The organism is Longispora sp. NPDC051575 (genome assembly GCF_040681875.1).
Classification (GTDB): domain Bacteria; phylum Actinomycetota; class Actinomycetes; order Mycobacteriales; family Micromonosporaceae; genus Longispora.
On the sequence record NZ_JBFAZP010000001.1, the window covers coordinates 205519 to 223825 of the forward strand.

The following is an 18307-nucleotide window of genomic DNA, read 5'->3' on the forward strand; positions in this document are numbered from 1 at the left end:
GGTCTGGCAGGGAACCGCGTGCGCGACTCAGGGGAATTCCGGCGTGTCCGGGCCGACCCAGGCCGGCAGCTCCGCGAGGGGTACGTCGCGGAACGCCGCCTCCACCAGGAGCCGCTCCAACGCCCACAGGTACCGCTCGATCTCCTCCGGCGGCAGGTACGCCGTGTCCGCCGTCAGGGACACGCCCAGCTGCCCGGGCTCCCCCTCCACGTGCAGGCAGAACCGGCAGACCAGCTGGTCGAGCTGCTTGGACCAGCCGACGGTCGACTCGGCCATCGCGGCTCGCACCTCCGCCTCGGTGGGCGGCGCGCCCGCGAACCCGGCCAGGTCGGCGAACCGGACGTCGTTGAAACAGCAGTACGGGTGCACGGGTTCGCCGCGTTCCTCGCCGATCCCGGCCACGGCCGCGTCGAGGGCGACCTGGTCGTACCGGGCGTGCCGGAACGACGTCAGGGCCGCCTGCCAGCCGGGGCGGAGCAGCTCGTTGAACGTGGCCGTGGTCAGGTCCAGCACGAACAGGCCGTCCTGGGCGAGCGTGCTGACCATGTCGCGGTCGGCGGCGGAGAACCGGTTGTTGACGATCGGCGTCATCGCGCACACCGGGCGCCCGGTGACGGCCCCCACGAGGGCGGCGGCGGCCGTCATGAGCACCGTGGAGCTGCTCGCGCCGTACCGGGCGGCCAGCAGGCGCGCCGCGTGGTCGGCGGCCCGGGAGGTCAGCAGGGCGCACCAGTACGGCCTCGGCCGGGGCTCGGCGCGGCGGTCGGTGAACATGGTGGGCGGGACCCGGCGGAGCCCGGTGGTCCAGTGCGCCAGGGCCGCGCGGCCCGCCTGCTGGCCGGCCGGGGACTGCTGTTCGGCGGCGAGGTCGAGGGGCTGGCGGCCGACGGGGGTGTGCAGGGCGCCGCGGACCAGGAGCAGGCGCAGGTCGCGGACGACCACGTCGGCGCCGTTGCCGTCGGCGGCGAGGTGGCAGAAGACGAGGACGACGGTACCCACCAGGCCGTCCTTCTTCAGGAACGCGACCCGCAGCGGCCACTCGGCCGGGTAGTCGAAGGTGACGTCCTCGAGCCGGTCGCGGACGGTCTCCGGGTCCTCGTCGTCGTCGAGTTCCAGGATGTCGAGGGTGCCCCAGGCGGCGACGCGTTGCCGGGGTTCGCCGGTGGAGTCCTGGAACAGGGTGCGCAGGGACTCGTGCCGGGCGACGAGGGCGGCGACGGCCCGGTGCGCGGCCTCGACGGGTACCGGGGTGCGCAGCGTCAGGATCCTGCCGAAGTTGAAGAAGTGGTCGCCGGGGACGGTGCGCATCACGGCGTTCCAGATGGCGCGCTGGCCCCAGGTCAGGACGTCCTCGCCGGCCCGGTCGCCCCGGAACTCCACGGTGCTCACGACAGCTCCGCCCAGGTCCGGACGGGCGCCGGCGCCGCGCCGGCCTGGTCGGTGTGCGCCGTGACGTGCGCGGCCAGGCCGTCGAGGGTGTGCAGGAACGTGGCGTCGGCGTCCAGGTCCAGCGACAGCCCGTACCGGTCCTCCACGGCGTCCACGAGCCGCAGGATGGTCAGGGAGGTCACGCCGATCTCCGGCAGGCTGTCGGCCGCCAGCACCTCGGCGGGGCTGACCTCCCCGTCGCTGGCGGCGCTGACCAGGGCCGCGAGCTCGTCTCGTACCGTCATCGGTGGTCCTTCCGTTCGATGGCCGCGACGACCCCGGCGATGGTGGGGGTGTCGTAGAAGACGTCGAGGGCGACGTCGGCGCCGAGCCGTTTGCGGATCCGGGCGGAGATCTGGGTGATGCTCAGCGAGTGCCCGCCCAGGTCGAACAGGTCCTCGTCGGGGCCGATGCCGTCCACCCGCAGCACCTCCTGCCAGATGTCGCGGACCGCGTCGGCCAGCGCCGACCCGCCCGGGGCCGCCGCGACCGGCGCGTGGGCGGGGGCGGGCAGCGCGGCCCGGTCGAGCTTGCCGTTGGGGGTCAGCGGCAGCCGGTCCAGCGCGACGAACACGCCGGGCACCATGGCCGGGGGCAGGGCGGCGGCCAGCCGGGCGCGCAGGTCCTCCGCCGGGACACCGCCCAGCGTGTACCCGACGAGCGTGTCCCCGCGCACCGCCACCGCCGCGCCGGTCACGCCGGGGCAGCCGAGCAGGCGGGCCTCGACCTCGCCCGGTTCGATCCGGTGGCCGCGCAGTTTGATCTGGTCGTCGAGCCGGCCGAGGAAGTCCAGGGTCCCGTCGGGGCGGCGCCGGGCGAGGTCACCGGTCCGGTACAGCCGCTCGCCGGCCACGGTCGGGAAGCGGTCGGCCGTGAGGTCGGGTCGCCGGTGGTAGCCCCGGGCCAGGCCGGTGCCACCGATCCACAGTTCTCCGGGGGTACCGGCCGGCACCGGTCGCCGTTCGTCGTCGAGCAGGTGCACGGTCGTGTTCGCGAGCGGCCGGCCGATGTGCACGTCCCCGGGGTCGTCGACCTCGGCGAGGGTGGACCACACGGTCGTCTCCGTCGGCCCGTACACGTTGAGCAGCCGTCCGACCCGGGGCGCCAGCTCGCCGGCCAGCGCGGTGCTGAGCGCCTCACCGCCGCACAGGGCGGTCAGGTCCCCGCCGCGCAGGCCGGAGTCGAGGAGCAGCCGCCAGCCGGACGGGGTGGCCTGGGCGACCGCGACGTTCTCCCGCCCGATCAGCCGGGCGACCGCCGCGCCGTCGCGGGCGTCGGACTCCGGGACGAGGACCACCCGGTCGCCGCCGACGAGCGGGCCGAGGAGTTCGAGGATCGAGATGTCGAAGGACAGGGAGGTCCAGGCCAGCCAGGCGTCGCCGCGCACCGTGGCGCGGATCGCGGCGAGCAGGTTGGCGAGGGCGCGGTGCTCGATGACGACGCCCTTGGGGCGGCCGGTGGAGCCGGAGGTGTAGAGCACGTAGGCGGGGTCCCCGGGGTCCGGGGCGTGGTCGACGGACCGCGAGGCCGCGTCCTTGTCCCCTTCCACCGCCGGGGGAACCTGCTCGACGAGTACGACCTGGGTCCCCTCCCCCGGGCGCTCGGCCAGCGCCCCGGTCGTCAGGAGCACCGGCGCGCCGGAGTCGGCCAGGATCAGCGCCTGCCGCTCGGCCGGGTAGCCCGGATCCACGGGCACGTACGCCGCGCCGGCCCGCCACACCGCCAGGACGCCGACCAGCAGGTCCACGGACCGGGGCAGCCGGATCGCGACCAGGGTGCCGGCGGTCGCCCCGGCGGCGCGCAGCCGTCGGGCCAGGCGGCGGCTGGCCGCGTCCAGCTCGGCGTAACTGACCCGCACGTCCCCGCACGACGCCGCGGGCGCGTCCGGGGTGGCCGCGAGCTGCTTGTCGAACGCGTCGAGCGCGGTGCCGTACGGGACCTCGACGGTGGGCCCGTGCCAGTCGACGGTGCCGGGCCGGCCGAGGTCCGCGCCCAGGTCCGCCACGGGGGTGCTGGGTGCGGACGCGGCGGCGGTGAGGAGGGCGAGCAGGTCCGCGCCGATCCGGGCCGCCGCCGGCCCGTCGAGCACGTCGGGGTCGTGGCGCAGGCTCACCGCCAGTCCGGGCCGGTGGTCGAGGATCTGGAGGTGCAGCGGGTTGCGGGCCGCGCCGCAGAACACCATCCGGTCCACGGTGGCGCCGACGTGCGGGAACGCCGGGTCGGGGCCGGCGGCCCGGTAGCTGACGGACACGTCGGCCATCGCGGACCGGGGGGCGAGCCGGCCGACGGCCCGGGCCAGCGGGACGGCGCGGTGCGGGTAGAGGGCGCGGAGGGCGGCGCGGGTGGCGGTGACCGTGTCGGCGAACGGGGCGGCCGGGTCGGCCGGGCCGGTGACGGGCAGTTCGTTGACGTACAGGCCGATCCGGTGCTGGTCGTCCGGGGTGCGGGTGGACAGGTCGACGGCGACGGTCGGCTCCGGGTTGCCGTAGAGCGCGAGGAGGGCCCGCACGGCGCCGAGGAGCAGCTCGAACCGGGTGACGCCGAGGGCGCGGGCCGCTTCGGCGAGGGCCCGGTCGAGTTCCGGGCTGATCGGCAGGTCGAGGGCCGCCCCCCGGCGGGGGCCCGCAGGCCGGGCTGCGGCGGTGCGGTGGCCGGGCAACGCGACGGCGGCGGGTTCGCGCCACCGTCCGGCCCAGAACTCCCGGGCCGCCGGCAGCGGATCGGCGCCGACCACGTCGTCCGGGTCCCGGTGGGCGCCGACCTCGGAGGCCGAGGGAACTGCGGCGTCGCCGTGCCCGGCCGCAGGACCTGAGCCGGCCGGGAGTCCCGGCGCGGACCGGGCCGTCGATCCGGGCGCCGTGGTGGCGCCCCCGACCCCCGCCGACGGCCCGCCCCCACGGCGCGCGTAGGCGGCGGCCAGGTCGGTCACCAGGATGTCCTTCGACTGCCCGTCGAACACGAGATGGTGCACGACCACCACGAGCACGTGGTCGTCGGCCCCCACGACCAGCGTGAACCTGGCCAGCGGCCCGGTCTCCAGGTCGAACGGCCGGGCCGTCTCGGCGGCGAGCACCGCACCGGGGTCGGCCCCGGCGAGCAGCGCGACCCCGGGAGCGACCAGCGCGGGTACCAGGACCGGTTCGCCGTCCCGGTCGCGCAGGGCCAGGCCGAGGGCCGGGTGCGCGGCGGCGACGTCCCGGCATGCGGCCAGCAGCGCGTCGGTGTCGAGGGGGCCGGTGAACCGGACGGTCAGGGCGAGGTGGTGGGCCGCTCCGCCGTACCCGGCGCGTTCGGTGATCCAGAGGCCGTGCTGGGCGGGGGTGGGGGTGGTCACCGTCGGGGCTCCCGTTCCGGTAGCAGAGTGCGGAGTTCGCGTTTGAGGACCTTGCCGCCGGCGTTGCGCGGCAGGGCGTCGAGGAGGAGCAGGCGGGTGGGGAGTTCGTGTTCGGCGAGCCGGTCGGTGAGGAAGCCGCGCAGGGCGCGCAGGGTGAGGCCCTCGGCGGCCACCGCCGGGTCGACACCGGTGTCGTCGGGGCCGGCCGCCGGGAGGCCCGCGCCGTCCCCGGCACGGTCGGCCGTCGGCGGGCGGGGCACGATCGCGGCGGCGAGGACCGTGCCGAGGACCGGGTGCTCGACGCCGAACACGGCCGCCTCCCCCACCTCGGGGTGCTCGTGCAGCGCCGCCTCCACCTGGAGCGTGGACACCTTGAACGCGCCGGACTTGACGACGTCGGAGTCCCGGTCGACGAGGTGCAGGTATCCGTCGGGGTCGAGGAATCCGAGGTCGCCCATCCGGACCCAGCCGGCCCGGAACACCTCGGCGGTCGCGTCGGGGTCGCGGTGGTAGGCGCGGGGCACGGGCGAGCGCAGCCACACCTCGCCGACCTGGCCGGCGGGCAGGGGTGTCCCGTCGGGGCCGGCGATCCGCAGTCCGCCGGTGGCGGGCCGGCCGAGGGAGGTGGGCCGGTCGGGGTCGAAGACCATGGTGGTCTGGGCGGGCGCGGCCTCGGTGGAGGTGTAGTAGTTGACGATGGTCGCGTTGGGCAGCGCGTCGGACAGTTCCCGGGCGACGGCGGGCGGCAGGGCGGCGGCCGTGGAGCCGAGGAGCAGGACGCTGGACAGGTCGTGGCGTTCGTGGGCGCGGGCGGACAGCAGTTCCATGGCCATCGCGGGGACGACGAACACGGACCCGACCTCGTACTCGGCGATCAGCCGGGCGAAGCGGCCCGGGGTGAACCTGCCCAGGACCAGGGCGGACGCCCGGGCGTCGAGGGCGTTGAGCAGCATGTTCTGGCCGGCGTTGGTGCCGATCGGGAACGCGTGCAGGAAGTGTTCGGAGTGCCCGAGGGGCCGGCGGCGCGGGTCGGTGGCGAACCCGTGGGTCAGGTTGCCGTGGGTGGCGGCGACCGCCTTGGGCTGCCCGGTGGTGCCGGAGGTGTAGAGCAGCTGCGCGAGGTCCCCGGGCGCGGGTTCGGGCAGCGGCCCGCCCGGCCCGGTGTCGAGACCCTCGAAGGGCAGGACCCAGAAACCACCTTCGGGGGGTACGAGATCCCGCCCGTGCACCACCCCCACCGCCGCGCTGTGCTCGAGGACGTGGCGCACCTCGGCGCGCGCCAGCCGGTCGTTGACGGGCACCGCCACCCCGCCGGCCGCGAGTACCCCGCAGTAGGCGACGGCGTAGTCGATCCACTCCCCGCCGGCGAAGGGCAGGGCGACGCGCTGGCCGGTCCGCAGTCCCCGGTCGAGGAGGGCCCGGGCGACGCTGGCGGACCGGGCGGCCCAGTCGGCGAAGGTCAGGGTGCGCGCACCGTGCCGGACGGCCACCCGGTGCGGTTGTTCGGCGGCGCGGGCGGCCAGTACCCCGGGAAGGGTTCTCATCGGCGGCGCTCCGCGAGCCGGCGTTGCCGGGCCTCGAAGCCGACGAGGTCGTCGGGCCGGGCGTCGGGCACCTCGTCGTCGAACCGGGCGAGCGCGCCGGTCCGGCGGGAGACGAGGACGTGCACGGCGATGACGACGGCGAACAGCAGGTACATCAGGGCGATGCCCCGGCCGGCCCCGGTGCCGATCACGGCCCCGAACGTGGAGGCCAGGGAGCCGCCGGGCGCCATCATGGGTTCGAGGAACTGGCTGGTGTAGGGGGCGACGACAAGCCAGCCGACGGGCAGGGTGGACCAGGCGACGACGGTGTTGAGGGCGAACACCCGGCCGTGGAAGCGCTGCGGCACCTTGACGAGGACGACCGTGCCGTAGATCCCGTTGACGAGCGTGATCCACAGGCTCATGCCGAAGCCGCCGACGGCGATCACCCACACCGTGGGGCTGAGGCCGGTGACCATGCCGAACGCGGCCAGGCCGAGGGCGCACAGCAGCATGGTGGCCACCCGGCGGTGCCGGGGCCCGCCCCAGGCTGTCATGATCAGGCCGCCGAGGAACGCGCCCGCCCCGGAGGCGACGGCCACGTGCGAGACGTCCACGAGGGTGCCGAACGACAGCACCAGCGGGGTGACCATGATGAACATCGGGGCGAGCACGATGTTGAGCAGCGCGAAGAAGCCGAGGATGGCCCGGAAGCCGCGCTGGCCCCAGGAGTAGCGCAGCCCGCCCAGGATCTCCTGGCCGAGGGTCTCGCGGCGCCGCCAGGCCATGGTGCGCGGGAACCGGACGAGGCACACGACCGTCAGGGCGACGACGTAGCTGACCACGTCGAAGACCAGGATGCCGCCGAGGCCGATCCAGGCCATCAGACCGGCCGCGCAGAGGGGTACGAGGACCGCCGACACGCCGCCGAACATCTGGAGCACCCCGTTGGCGTGCCCGAGGTACTGCTTGGGCACCAGTTGCGCCGTGGCCGACCCGTACGCCAGACGCTGGAAGGTGAGCGACACCGACAGGCAGACGATGAGCGTGTACAGGTGCCAGATCTCGATGTTGCCGGTCCAGACGAGCACCCCGAGCAGCAGCTGCGTACCCCCGGCCGCGCAGTCGCCGACGATCATCACCTTGCGCCGGCTGATCCGGTCCACGACGGCCCCCGCGATCGGGGCGACGAGCAGCCCCGGCACGAGCCCGAGCGCGGCGAACAGGGTGAACTGGGCCAGCGACCCGGTCTTCTGCAGGATCCAGATCGGGATGGCGAACTCGGTGAGCGCCGAGCCGAGGATCGAGGCGAGCTGCCCGATCGCGATCAGCAGGAAGCGGCGCATGCTGGGCTGCGGCCCGGTGGGCACGACGGTGGACGTGGAGTGCGACACGTCCTCGCGCCACCAGCCGGCCTCCTCGCCCCGGACCTCCCGGGTCAGGGGCACGTCGAGGTCGCGGTGCGCGGTGGTGACGATCTCGGCGAGCTCGGCGGCCCGGTACTTGAGGAAGAAGTGCCCCGCCTCCTCCAGCACCACGAGCGCCGAGTCGTCGGTGAGGAAGTGCCACTCCTTGAAGCGTTCCTGGTAGTAGTCGGTGGCCGGGTCGCGCTCGCCGGCCACGGCCACGATCGGGGCGCGCAGCCGGAACGCCTCGTCGCCGAACAGGCCGGTGAAGTACTCCTCGGCGTTGCGGGAGTCCTTGCGCATGTTGGTGATGATCTGGCGGGCCTGGGCGGGGTCGATGTCGCCCATGTCCACGCCGAGGGAGGTGAGCCAGTTGATGTCGCCCTGGTCGGAGCGCAGGCCGTCGAGCTGGGCGATCGAGGACAGCCTGCTCATGACGCCCTTGGGGCGGGCGAACGGGAAGATGGCCCCGATGTAGACGGCGTCGAGTTCGCGGCCGGCGGCCTCCAGGCGGCGGGCGATCTCCACGGTGAGCGCGGAGCCGACCCCGCAGTGCCCGTACAGCACCAGGGGGCCGTCGACCTTGGCCCGGATCTCCTCGACGCACCGGGCGGCCAGTTCGTCGAACGGCACCGCCTGCTCGTCGAGTCCCACGTCGTGGCCGGGGATGGCGACGGAGAACAGCCGGTGGCCGGGCGGCAGGGCGTCGGCGAGCGGCTGGTAGACCACCGCGCTGCCGCCGCCGTAGGGGACGCAGACGTAGCTGAGCTGGGCGGTGCGGGTCGGGCGGGTCAGCTCGTGCAGCAGGTCGCGGGGGCCGCGTTCCCCGTCGGGGACGTCCATGTACGCGGCCAGGTCGGCGATGGTGCGGTACCGGAACAGGTCCATCACGGACACGCCCGCGCCGACCTCCCGGCGCAGCCGCGCGACGACCTGGGTGGCCAGCAGCGAGTGCCCGCCGAGGTCGAAGAAGTCGTCGTCCACGCCGACCTTGTCGAGCTTGAGGATCGCGGCCCAGATCGTGGCGATCAGGGTCTCGGTGGGGGTGCGCGGGGCGGTGAACACGCTCGCGGCGTCCCGGCCGACGGTCGGGTTCGGCAGCCGGGCCCGGTCGAGCTTGCCGCTGGGCGACAGGGGCAGGGCCTCGACGGTGACGTACGCGCCGGGGACCAGCTGGTCGGGCAGCCTGCTCTTCAGGGCCGCGCGCAGGTCCGGGCCGGTCGCGTCGCCGACGATCCAGGCGACGAGCCGGTCGTCGCGGACCCCGGCGGCGGCGTCGCGCACCCCGGGCAGGGCGCGCAGCCGCGTCTCCACCTCCCCGAGTTCGATCCGCATGCCGCGCAGTTTGACCTGGTCGTCGATGCGGCCGAGGAAGTCCACCGTGCCGTCGGGGCGCCAGCGGGCCAGGTCGCCGGTGCGGTACAGCCGGCCGTGCGGGCCCTCGACGAACCGTTCGGCGGTCAGTTCGGGGCGGTTCCAGTAGCTTCGGGCCAGCCCGACGCCGGCCAGGTGCAGCTCGCCGGGGACGCCGATCGGGGCCGGGTTGCCGCCCGCGTCCAGCACGTACACCCGGATGTTCTGGATCGGTCTTCCGATCGGCACCCTCGACAGGCCGGCCAGGGCTTCCGGGGTGCACTGCCAGGCCGTGACCTCCACCGACGCCTCGGTGGGGCCGTAGAGGTTGTGCAGGGCGGCGGGCAGGGCCGCCAGGCAGCGCAGGGCCAGGTCGACGGGCAGTTCCTCGCCGCTGCAGATGATCCGGCGCAGCGAGGTGCACTCCCGCGCGCCGTCGGTGTCGAGGAACAGGGCCAGCATCGACGGCACGAAGTGCGTGACCGTGACGCCCTCCGTGGCGATGAGTTCCCGGAGGTAGTCGGGGTCGCGGTGCCCGCCGGGCCGGGCCAGCAGCAGCCGGGCGCCGCTGATCAGGGGCCAGAAGAACTCCCACACCGACACGTCGAAGCTGGCCGGGGTCTTCTGGAGTACGGTGTCCGCGCCGTCGATCGGGTGCTCGCGTTGCAGCCAGTGCAGCCGGTTGACGATGCCCCGGTGGGTGTTGACGACGCCCTTGGGCCGGCCGGTGGAGCCGGAGGTGTAGATCGAGTAGACGGCGGAGTCGGCGGTGGCCAGGTCGGGCAGCGCGGCGCCGTCCCGGCGGGAACCGACGGCCAGGTCCTCCAGGTACAGGGTCGTCGGGCCGGTCAGGGTGCCCTTGCGCCGGGTGAGCAGCACCGGGACGGCCGCGTCCTCGAGCATGAAGGCCAACCGCTCCGGCGGGTACTCCGGGTCCAGCGGCACGTACGCGCCCCCCGACTTGAGGATGCCCAGCAGCCCGGCGACCAGTTCCACGGACCGCTCGGCGGAGATCGCGACCAGCACCTCGGGGCCGACCCCGAACAGCCGCAGCCGGCGGGCGATCCGGTTGGACCACCCGTCGAGCTCGGCGTAGGTGAGCGTGCGGCCCTCGCACTGCACGGCCACCGCGTCGGGCGTGCGGGCCACCTGGGCGGCGACGAGCCCGTGCAGGGTGGCCGTGTCCGGGAACTCGGCCGTGGTCGCGTTGAACGTGTCCAGGGTCAGGGTCCGCTCGGCCGAGGTCATCAGGTCGAGGTCCGCGACCGGCGCGGTGGGGTCGGCGACCACGAGGCGCAGCAGCCGGTCGAGGTGGCCGGCCATCCGCTCGACGGTGGCCTCGTCGAACAGGTCCACGTTGTACGTCAGGGACACCGACAGACCGTCGGCCTCCTCCGCGACGTACAGCTCCAGGTCGAACCGGGTGGCCGCCGCCCGCCAGCCGTAGCCGCTGACCGCGAGCCCCCGGGTGCCGGTCCGGCCGGGGTCGGCGTAGTTCTGCACGGCGAACAGCACCTGGAACAGCGGCGAGCGCGCCGGGTCGCGGGGCAGCCGCAGCTCGGTGACCAGCTGCTCGAACGGCAGCTCCTGGTGGGCGTACGCGTCCAGCGCCGTCTCCCGCGCCCGGCCCAGCAGGTCCGCGAACGTCGGCTCCCCGCCCAGGTCGCACCGCACGGCGAGGGTGTTGACGAACATGCCGATCAGGGGCTCGACCTCGCGGTGCGACCGACCGGCGACCGGGGTGCCGACGGCGAAGTCGGTGCTGCCGGAGTACCGGCCGAGCAGGGCGCCCCACGCGGCGAGCAGCGTCATGTACAGGGTGGCCCCGTGCGCGCGGCCCAGCTCCCGCACCCCCTCGGTGAGGGCGGCGTCGACGGTGAACCCGTGCGCGGCCCCGACGTACGTCTGCTCGGCGGGCCGGGCCCGGTCCGTGGGCAGCGCCAGGGGTTCCAGGCCGGTGAGCTGGGCGCGCCAGTAGGCCAGGTCCCCGGCCCGGTCGGCGGTCCGGCCGCGCTGCCAGGCCGCGAAGTCCCCGTACTGCACGGCCGGCTCGGCCACCGGGGACGGGTCGCCGGCCGCGAAGGCCGCGTAGTCGGCGAACAGCTCCCCGGTCAGCACGTCCACGGACCAGCCGTCGCAGGCGATGTGGTGCACGGTGAGCACCAGGACGTGCTCCTCGGGGCCGACCTCGACCAGCAGGGCGCGCAGCACGGGCCCGTCGGCGAGGTCGAACGGCTCCTCCGTCTCGGCCAGCACCCGGGCGTCGGCGTCCCCGACGGCCCGGCGCAGCTCGACCCGCACCACGGGCTCGACGTGCGCGACGGGCACCCCGTCCTCCGTCGCCGGGTACCGGGTCCGCAGCACCTCGTGCCGGGCCACCAGCGCGTCGAGCGCCCGGCCGAGCGCGTCGACGTCCAGCGGCCCGCCGAGCCGGCGCACCACGGGGATCGAGTAGGCCACGGTGCCCGGCGCGAGCTGCTCCATGAACCAGACCCGCTCCTGCGCGTACGACAGCGGCGGGTTGCCCGGCGCCCGGCGCGGAATGCCGTCGGCCACCGCCGTCCGCGCCCCCTGCAGTCGCCGTTCCAGCAGCGCGCGTTTCGCGGCCGAGAGTGCGGACACCTCAGTCATGCGGTCCTCCCTGGAGCAACAGCTCCGCCTCCTCGTCGGAGAGCGCTTCGAGCTGGGCGACGATCAGGGCCTCGACTTCGGCGGCGAGCCCGGCGACGGTGGGATGGGCGAACAGGGTGCGGACCGAGACGTCCAGCTCGGCGGCCCGCAGCCGCGCGACGACCCGCACGGCCAGCAGCGAGTGCCCGCCGAGCGCGAAGAAGTCGTCGTCGGCCCCGACGTGGGCGAGCCCGAGCACCTCGGCCCAGATGCCGGCCACCAGGTCCTCGGCGGCCGTCGCCGGGGCCCGACCGGGGGCCGGCGGCGCGGGCGCGGGCAGGGCACGGCGGTCGAGCTTGCCGTTGGCGGTCAGCGGCAGCCGGTCCAGGGTCACGAACGCGGTGGGGACCATGTGCGCGGGCAGGGTCGCGGCGAGGTGGGCGCGCAGGTCGGCGTGCGGGGCGTCGCCCACGACGTACCCGACGAGCGCGCCGTCGCGGACCACCGCCACCGCGCCCCCGACGCCGGGGTGGCCGAGGAGCCGGGACTCGATCTCGCCGGGTTCGATCCGGTAGCCGCGCACCTTCACCTGGCCGTCGAGCCGGCCGAGGAAGTCGAGCTGGCCGTCGCGGGTCCACCGGGCCCGGTCCCCGGTGCGGTAGAACCGTTCGCCGCCGAGGGTGACGAACCGGGCGGCCGTCAGCTCGGGCGCGCCGAGGTAGCCGTCGGCCAGACCCGGACCCCCGACCCACAACTCGCCGGGTACGCCGGGCGCGGCGAGCCGGCCGTCGTTGTCGCGCACCGACACGGTGGTGCGGGCCAGCGGCCGGCCGATCGTCGGGCGGACCCCGGCGGGCGCACCGTCCGCGCGGGGCCCGGTCAGCTCGGCGGCCGTGGCGATGACGGTGACCTCGGTCGGCCCGTACGTGTTCACCAGGCGGACGTGCGGGAACCTGTCCCGCCACGCGGCCACCGCCTCCCCGTGCACCGCGTCCGCGCCGAGGACGACGAGCCGCAGGCCGGGCGGCCAGGCCACGGCGTCGAGGTCGGCGACGAGCTCGTGCCAGTACGGGGTCGGCAGGTCCAGGACGGTCACCGCGCGGCCGGCCGGCGAGGCCAGCAGCTCCGGCAGCCCGGTGCCGCCCTCGGGGAGGACGAGCAGGGCCGCCCCGGCCGCGAGCGCGGGCCACACCTCCTCCACGTGGGTGTCGAAGCTGATCGACGCGAACTGCGGGACCCGGTCGGCGGGGGTCAGCCCGTAGTCCTCGACCATCCACGGGATCCGGACGGCCAGGGCCGCGTGGCTGACGACGACGCCCTTGGGGCGGCCGGTGGAGCCGGAGGTGTAGATGACGTAGGCGAGCGGGCCGGGCGCGCCGCCGGAATCCCGGTCGCCCGGGTCCGTCGCGTCGGGTGGCAGGGTGCGCGGGAACCGGGTGGCCTCCCGGGTCACGACCAGGGCGGCGCCGCTGTCGGCGAGCATGTGGTCGAGGCGGTCGGCCGGGTAGTCCGGGTCCAGGGGCAGGTAACCGCCGCCGGCCTTCCACACCGCGACGAGCGCCACGATCTGGTCGGCGGACCGGTGCAGGCAGACCCCGACGATGCCGCCGGGCCGCACCCCGTCGGCGCGGAGCGCGGCCGCCAGCCGGGCCGCGCGGCGGTCCAGCTCCCCGTAGGTCAGGACCCGGTCGCCGTCGAACACGGCCGGCGCGTCGGGTTGGGCCGCGGCGCGCCGCTCGAACAGGTCCAGCACGGAAGCGACCGGGTGTCCGCCGTGGTCGGGAACCGCCGCGGCCCGCTCGTCGGCGCCTCCGGACTCCCGGCCGGCTTCCGCCGCGCGGCCGGCCTGTGCCGGAGCCGGGTCGGGGCCCGTGCCGACGGCGGTCAGCCAGGCGAGTTCGACGGGGGTCGGATCGACCAATGTGGACATTCGGGCCGCCGGATCGGAGCCGACGGCCCTCAGGAGACGCGCGTAGCGGCCGGCCAGGGTCTCGGCCGTGGCGGCGTCGAACAGGTCGAGCCGGTACCCGAGGCTCAGGTTCAGCGCGTCCGGCTCGCGCCAGGCCTCCAGGTCCAGGTCGGTCTTGACCGAGCGGTACCCGGTGTCGAAGCCGTCGAGGGCCACGCCCGCGGGTGGCTCCGCCGGCGCACCGTTCTGGTTGTGCAGCACGAACATCGTCTGGAACAGGGGCGTGCGGCTCAGGTCCCGGTCCGGCCGCAGCCCGGTGGCCAGCCGCTCGAACGGGATGTCCTGGTGGGTGAACGCGTCGAGGACCGTCGCGCGGGTCCGGGCCAGCAGCTCCCGGAACGTCGGGTCCCCGGACAGGTCCCCCCGCAGGACGAGTGTGTTCAGGAAGTACCCGATCATGGGTTCCAGCTCGACCCGGTCCCGGCCCGCGACCGGCGAACCGACGCAGATGTCTTCCTGGCCGGCGTGCCGGGCGAGCAGCGCCTGCCAGGCGGCCAGGAGCAGCATGAACAGGGTGCAGCCCTCGGCCCGGGCCACGGCCTCCAGGTCGGCGGCGAGGCCCGCCGGCAGGTGCAGGCCGACGGTGCCGCCCGCCGAACCGGGCAGCGCCGTCCTGGGCCGGTCGGTGGCCAGGTCCAGGACGGGCGGGTCCGCGAGCTGCGCGGACCAGTAGGCGAGTGCCGCGCCGTCGGGCCCGGAGCGCTGCCAGTGCGCGTGGTCCGGGTACTGCACCGCCAGCGCCCGCCTCGGCTCCCGCCCGCCGAGGTGCCCCAGCAGCTCGTCGAGGAACACGTTGACGGACACCCCGTCGGCGACGATGTGGTGCACGACCAGGCACAGCACGAAGTCCTCCGCGCCGAGCCGCAGCACACTGACCCGCAGCAGCGGCCCCGTGGCCAGGTCGAACACCCCGCTGGTCCGCTCCGCGACCAGCACCCGCGCCCGCCGCTCCACGTCCGACTCCCCGCCGGGACCGGCGGCCTCCCCTACGGGACCGACCTGCCGCGCCCGGTGGCCGGCCGGCTCCGCGCCATACGGGCCGTCGGCGCGGTCCGGCCCGACGTCAGGCGAACCACCCGGCCCGGCGCCGGTCGAGCCGCCGGAACGGCCCTCCCCGGCGACCGGCGGACCGGTCAGGTCGAGGCGTTCGGCGTGGAACGGGGCCGGCGGGTCCACGATCGCGAGCGGGCCGTCGGGGCCGGCCACGAACCGGGTCCGCAGGCTCTCGTGCCGGGCGACGATCGCGGTGAGCGCCCGGTCCAGCACGTCCGGGTCGAGCGGCCCGCGCCACCGCCGCGCCGCGCACATCGTGTACGCGGGATCGCCCGGGTCGAACTGGTCGAGGAACCACAACCGCTCCTGCCCGTACGACAGCACCGGGGCCGCGTCGGCCGGCCGGACCCGGAGCGGCTCCGCGCCGCCGGCCAGCCCGTCGACCACGGCCGCGAGGCCCTCCAGGGTCGGGTGCGCGAACAGTACCCGGATCGGCACCTCCCGGCCGAGGGCCGCCCGCAGCCGGGCGGCGACCCGGACCGCGTGCAGGGAGTGCCCGCCGAGCCCGAAGAAGTCGTCCCCGGCCGCGACGTCGGCCGCGCCGAGCAGTTCCGCCCAGATGCCGGCGACCAGCACCTCCGTGGGGGTGGCGGGCGCCCGCCCGGCGGGGCGCGGCCCCGGGGCCGGCAGCGCGCGGACGTCGACCTTGCCGGCGGGGGTCAGCGGCAGCGCGTCGAGCACGACCACGACGGAGGGCACGAGATGCGCGGGCAGCCGCTCCGCCGCGTACTCCCGCAGCTCCGCACCGGTCAGCGCCGCCACCGGCTCCGGCCCGCCGGCCACCGGGCCGGCGTCGACCACGCCGGCGCCGCCCGGGCCGGGCGCCGCCACCACATACGCCACCAGGGCCCCGTCGCGCACCACGACCGCCGCCCGCGACACCGCCGGGTGCTCCCGGAGCCGGGCGGCCACCTCGCCGGGCTCGACCCGGTGCCCCCGGACCTTCACCTGGTCGTCGAGCCGCCCCCGGAACTCCAACTGCCCGTCGGACCGCCACCGGACCCGGTCCCCGGTCCGGTAGAAGCGCCCGCCGCCGACCGTGACGAACCGCGCGGCGGTGCGTCCGGGATCGTGCAGGTAGCCGTCGGCCAGGCCCGCGCCGCCGAGGTACAACTCCCCCGGCACCCCGGGCGGCACGACCTGTCCGGCCGCGTCGAGGACCAGCACCCGGCTCCCCGCGAGCGGCCGCCCGATCGCGGGCCAGGACCCGTCACTCGCCGGGTCGAGGTCCGTGGCGGTGGCGATGATCGTGGCCTCGGTCGGGCCGTACGTGTTGACCAGGCGGATCCCGGGGAACAGCCGTCGCCACCGGGCCACCGCCGTCCCGTCCACCTGTTCCCCGCCCAGGATCACCAGCCGCAGCGCCGCCGGCCAGGCCACGGTGTCCGCGTGCGCGACGAGTTCGTGCCAGTACGCGGTGGGCAGGTCCAGCACCGTCACGTCGGAGAGCCGGGGCAGCGCGTCGGTCAGGGTGCGCGCGCCGTCGGGGAGCAGCACGACGGTGCCCCCGGCGGCGAGGGTCGGCCAGATCTCCTCGGCGTGGGTGTCGAACGCGACGGACGCGAACTGCACGACCCGGTCGTCGGGGGTCAGCCCGTAGCCGGGGACCATCCAGGCAACCCGGGCGGCGAGGGCGGCGTGGCCCACGACGACGCCCTTGGGCCGGCCGCTGGATCCGGAGGTGTGCAGGACGTAGGCGGCCCCGGCGTGCCCGCGCCGGCCGCCGACGGGTCGGGCGCCGTCCTCGGTCAGCAGCGCGGCGACCCCGGTCTCGGCGACGATCTCCGCGCGCCGGCCCGCCGGGTGCCCCGGGTCGAGGGGCACGTACCCGGCGCCGCACCGCCACACGGCCAGCAGCGCGGGCACCAGGTCCAGGGACCGGGGCAGGCACACGGCGACCAGGTCACCGGGGATGACGCCGACGCCGCGCAGGTCACGCGCGAGGGTGTCGGCGCGCGCGGACAGCTGCGCGTAGCTCAGGGAGATCGCCCCGCACCGGACGGCCGGGCGGTCGGGGTGCCGGCGGACGGCGAGCGCGACCAGCTCCGGTACCCGTCGGTGGTCGGGAAGGTCTTCGCCCTCGCCCCAGGTCGCGAGCTGGTCCACTTCGGACGGCACGAGCAGCGGCAGCTCCGACATCCGGGCGTCCGGGTCGGCGAGGACGCCCGCCAGCAGCAGTTCCCACCGGTCGGCGAGCGCGGCGACGGTGCCGGGCAGGAACAGGTCGGTGCTGTAGGCGAAGCCGACGTCGAGCCGCTCGGGGCTGACGAACACGTCGAGGGACAGGTCGAACTTGACGTGCTGGTCGCCGGGGTCGGCGTCGATCCCGGGGAAGCCGGGGCCGGCCCGGCCGCCGAACAGCCGGGCGTCCACGTCGGCGTCGGTGCGGTGGAAGCCGAACATGGTCTGGAACAGCGGGGTGCGGCTCGGGTCGCGGTCGACGCCCGGCTCGGCGACCAGGCGCTCGAACGGCAGCGCGGGGTGGCCCATGGCGCCTAGGAACGCCGTCCTGGTCGCGGTCAGCACCTCCCCGAAGGTCGGGTCGCCGGACAGGTCGGCGCGGACGACGACGGCCGAGGTGAAGTACCCGATCAGGGGTTCGAGGTCCTCGTCGTCGCGGCCGAGCACCGGGGTGCCGACGCACAGGTCGGTCTGCCCGGTGTGCCGGGCGAGCAGGACCTGGTACGCCGCGAGCAGCACCACGAACGGCGTGCACCGCCGCTCCCGGGCCAGCCGGGCGACGGCGTCGAGGGTGCCGGCCGGCAGGGTGCGGTGTTCGAACGCGCCGCGCGAGGAGCGCACCGGCGGGCGGGGCAGGTCGGTGGGCAGGTCGAGGACGGGCGGGTCGGCGAGCCGGGCGCGCCAGTACCCGAAGGAGGGTTCGTCGTCGCGGTCCCGCTCGGCCCGGGCGTGGTCGGTGAACCGAACGGGCAGCGGGTCGGGGGTGCCGCCGTCGTAGAGGGTGGCCAGCTCGCGGAGCAGCACGCCCATGGACCAGCCGTCGGCGACGATGTGGTGCACGACGAGGCACAGCACGTGTTCGGCGGGCCCGAGCCGGAGCACGGTGACCCGGAGCAGCGGCCCGGTGCCGAGGTCGAAGCGGGTGTTGGTGCGTTCGGCGGCCAGGGCGTAGGCGGTCGTCTCCCGGGCGGGGTCGCCGGTCAGGTCGATCAGTTCGAGGGCGACGGGGCCGGGCGGGGCGACGCGTTGGACGGGCAGGCCGTCGACCTCGGGGAACGTGCTGCGCAGCGGTTCGTGCCGGGCGGCGATGGCGGTGAGCGCCCGGGTGAGGGCGTCGAGGTCCAGCGGGCCGTGTACCCGGCTGACCTGGTTGATGTTGTAGGCCGGGTCGCCGGGGTCGAAGCGGTCGAGGAACCAGAGGCGTTCCTGGGCCAGGGTGAGCGGAGCGGTCTCGTGCACCACGGTCGTTCCCCTCGGGTCGTCCGGTCGTCGACCTGAGTCACCGTAGGGCCTGCCCGAAGAAACAGTCAAGAGTCTTAACTAAAGATTCCGTCCACTGTCGACCGTGACAAATCCACTATAGATCCATCGGTATCACTGCACCCTGTTTCCGCAGGTCCCGGGGGCCGGGCGGAGATCATCACCAACACCCAGAAATGCCTCATCGGGT

At 75.5% G+C, this 18307-nt stretch carries 6 protein-coding genes; all 6 read right to left on the minus strand.

The genetic code is table 11. The annotated features are described in order from the left end of the window. Positions 1–27 precede the first annotated feature (27 nt). The 6 genes from AB0M43_RS00910 to AB0M43_RS00935 are packed head-to-tail and all read right to left on the minus strand — an operon-like array spanning position 28 to position 18099. A complete protein-coding gene (locus AB0M43_RS00910) occupies positions 28–1389 on the minus strand; it encodes a condensation domain-containing protein (protein WP_363719875.1) in 1362 nt (453 codons plus the stop codon). After that, positions 1386–1673, minus strand: coding sequence for a phosphopantetheine-binding protein (locus tag AB0M43_RS00915; protein WP_363719876.1), 288 nt, complete (start codon positions 1671–1673; stop codon positions 1386–1388). Before AB0M43_RS00915 ends, AB0M43_RS00910 begins: the two co-directional genes overlap by 4 nt. After that, a complete protein-coding gene (locus AB0M43_RS00920; RefSeq protein WP_363719878.1) occupies positions 1670–4762 on the minus strand; it encodes an amino acid adenylation domain-containing protein in 3093 nt (1030 codons plus the stop codon). The genes AB0M43_RS00915 and AB0M43_RS00920 overlap by 4 nt, the downstream gene beginning before the upstream one ends. Then, positions 4759–6306 carry a class I adenylate-forming enzyme family protein gene (locus tag AB0M43_RS00925; protein ID WP_363719880.1) on the minus strand — a complete coding sequence of 516 codons (1548 nt, stop codon included), beginning with the start codon at positions 6304–6306 and terminating at the stop codon, positions 4759–4761. The genes AB0M43_RS00920 and AB0M43_RS00925 overlap by 4 nt, the downstream gene beginning before the upstream one ends. Next, positions 6303–11675, minus strand: coding sequence for an amino acid adenylation domain-containing protein (locus AB0M43_RS00930; protein ID WP_363719882.1), 5373 nt, complete (start codon positions 11673–11675; stop codon positions 6303–6305). The genes AB0M43_RS00925 and AB0M43_RS00930 overlap by 4 nt, the downstream gene beginning before the upstream one ends. Next, positions 11668–18099: an amino acid adenylation domain-containing protein gene (locus AB0M43_RS00935; RefSeq protein WP_363719884.1), complete on the minus strand. Its 6432-nt coding sequence runs from the start codon at positions 18097–18099 to the stop codon at positions 11668–11670. The genes AB0M43_RS00930 and AB0M43_RS00935 overlap by 8 nt, the downstream gene beginning before the upstream one ends. Positions 18100–18307 lie beyond the last annotated feature (208 nt).

What these genes read in the sequence shown, in the direction of transcription:
- AB0M43_RS00915 (WP_363719876.1), bottom strand. Translation starts at nt 1,673, where the DNA reads ATGACGGTACGAGACGAGCTCGCGGCCCTGGTCAGCGCCGCCAGCGAC.
- AB0M43_RS00925 (WP_363719880.1), bottom strand. Translation starts at nt 6,306, where the DNA reads ATGAGAACCCTTCCCGGGGTACTGGCCGCCCGCGCCGCCGAACAACCG.
- AB0M43_RS00930 (WP_363719882.1), bottom strand. Translation starts at nt 11,675, where the DNA reads ATGACTGAGGTGTCCGCACTCTCGGCCGCGAAACGCGCGCTGCTGGAA.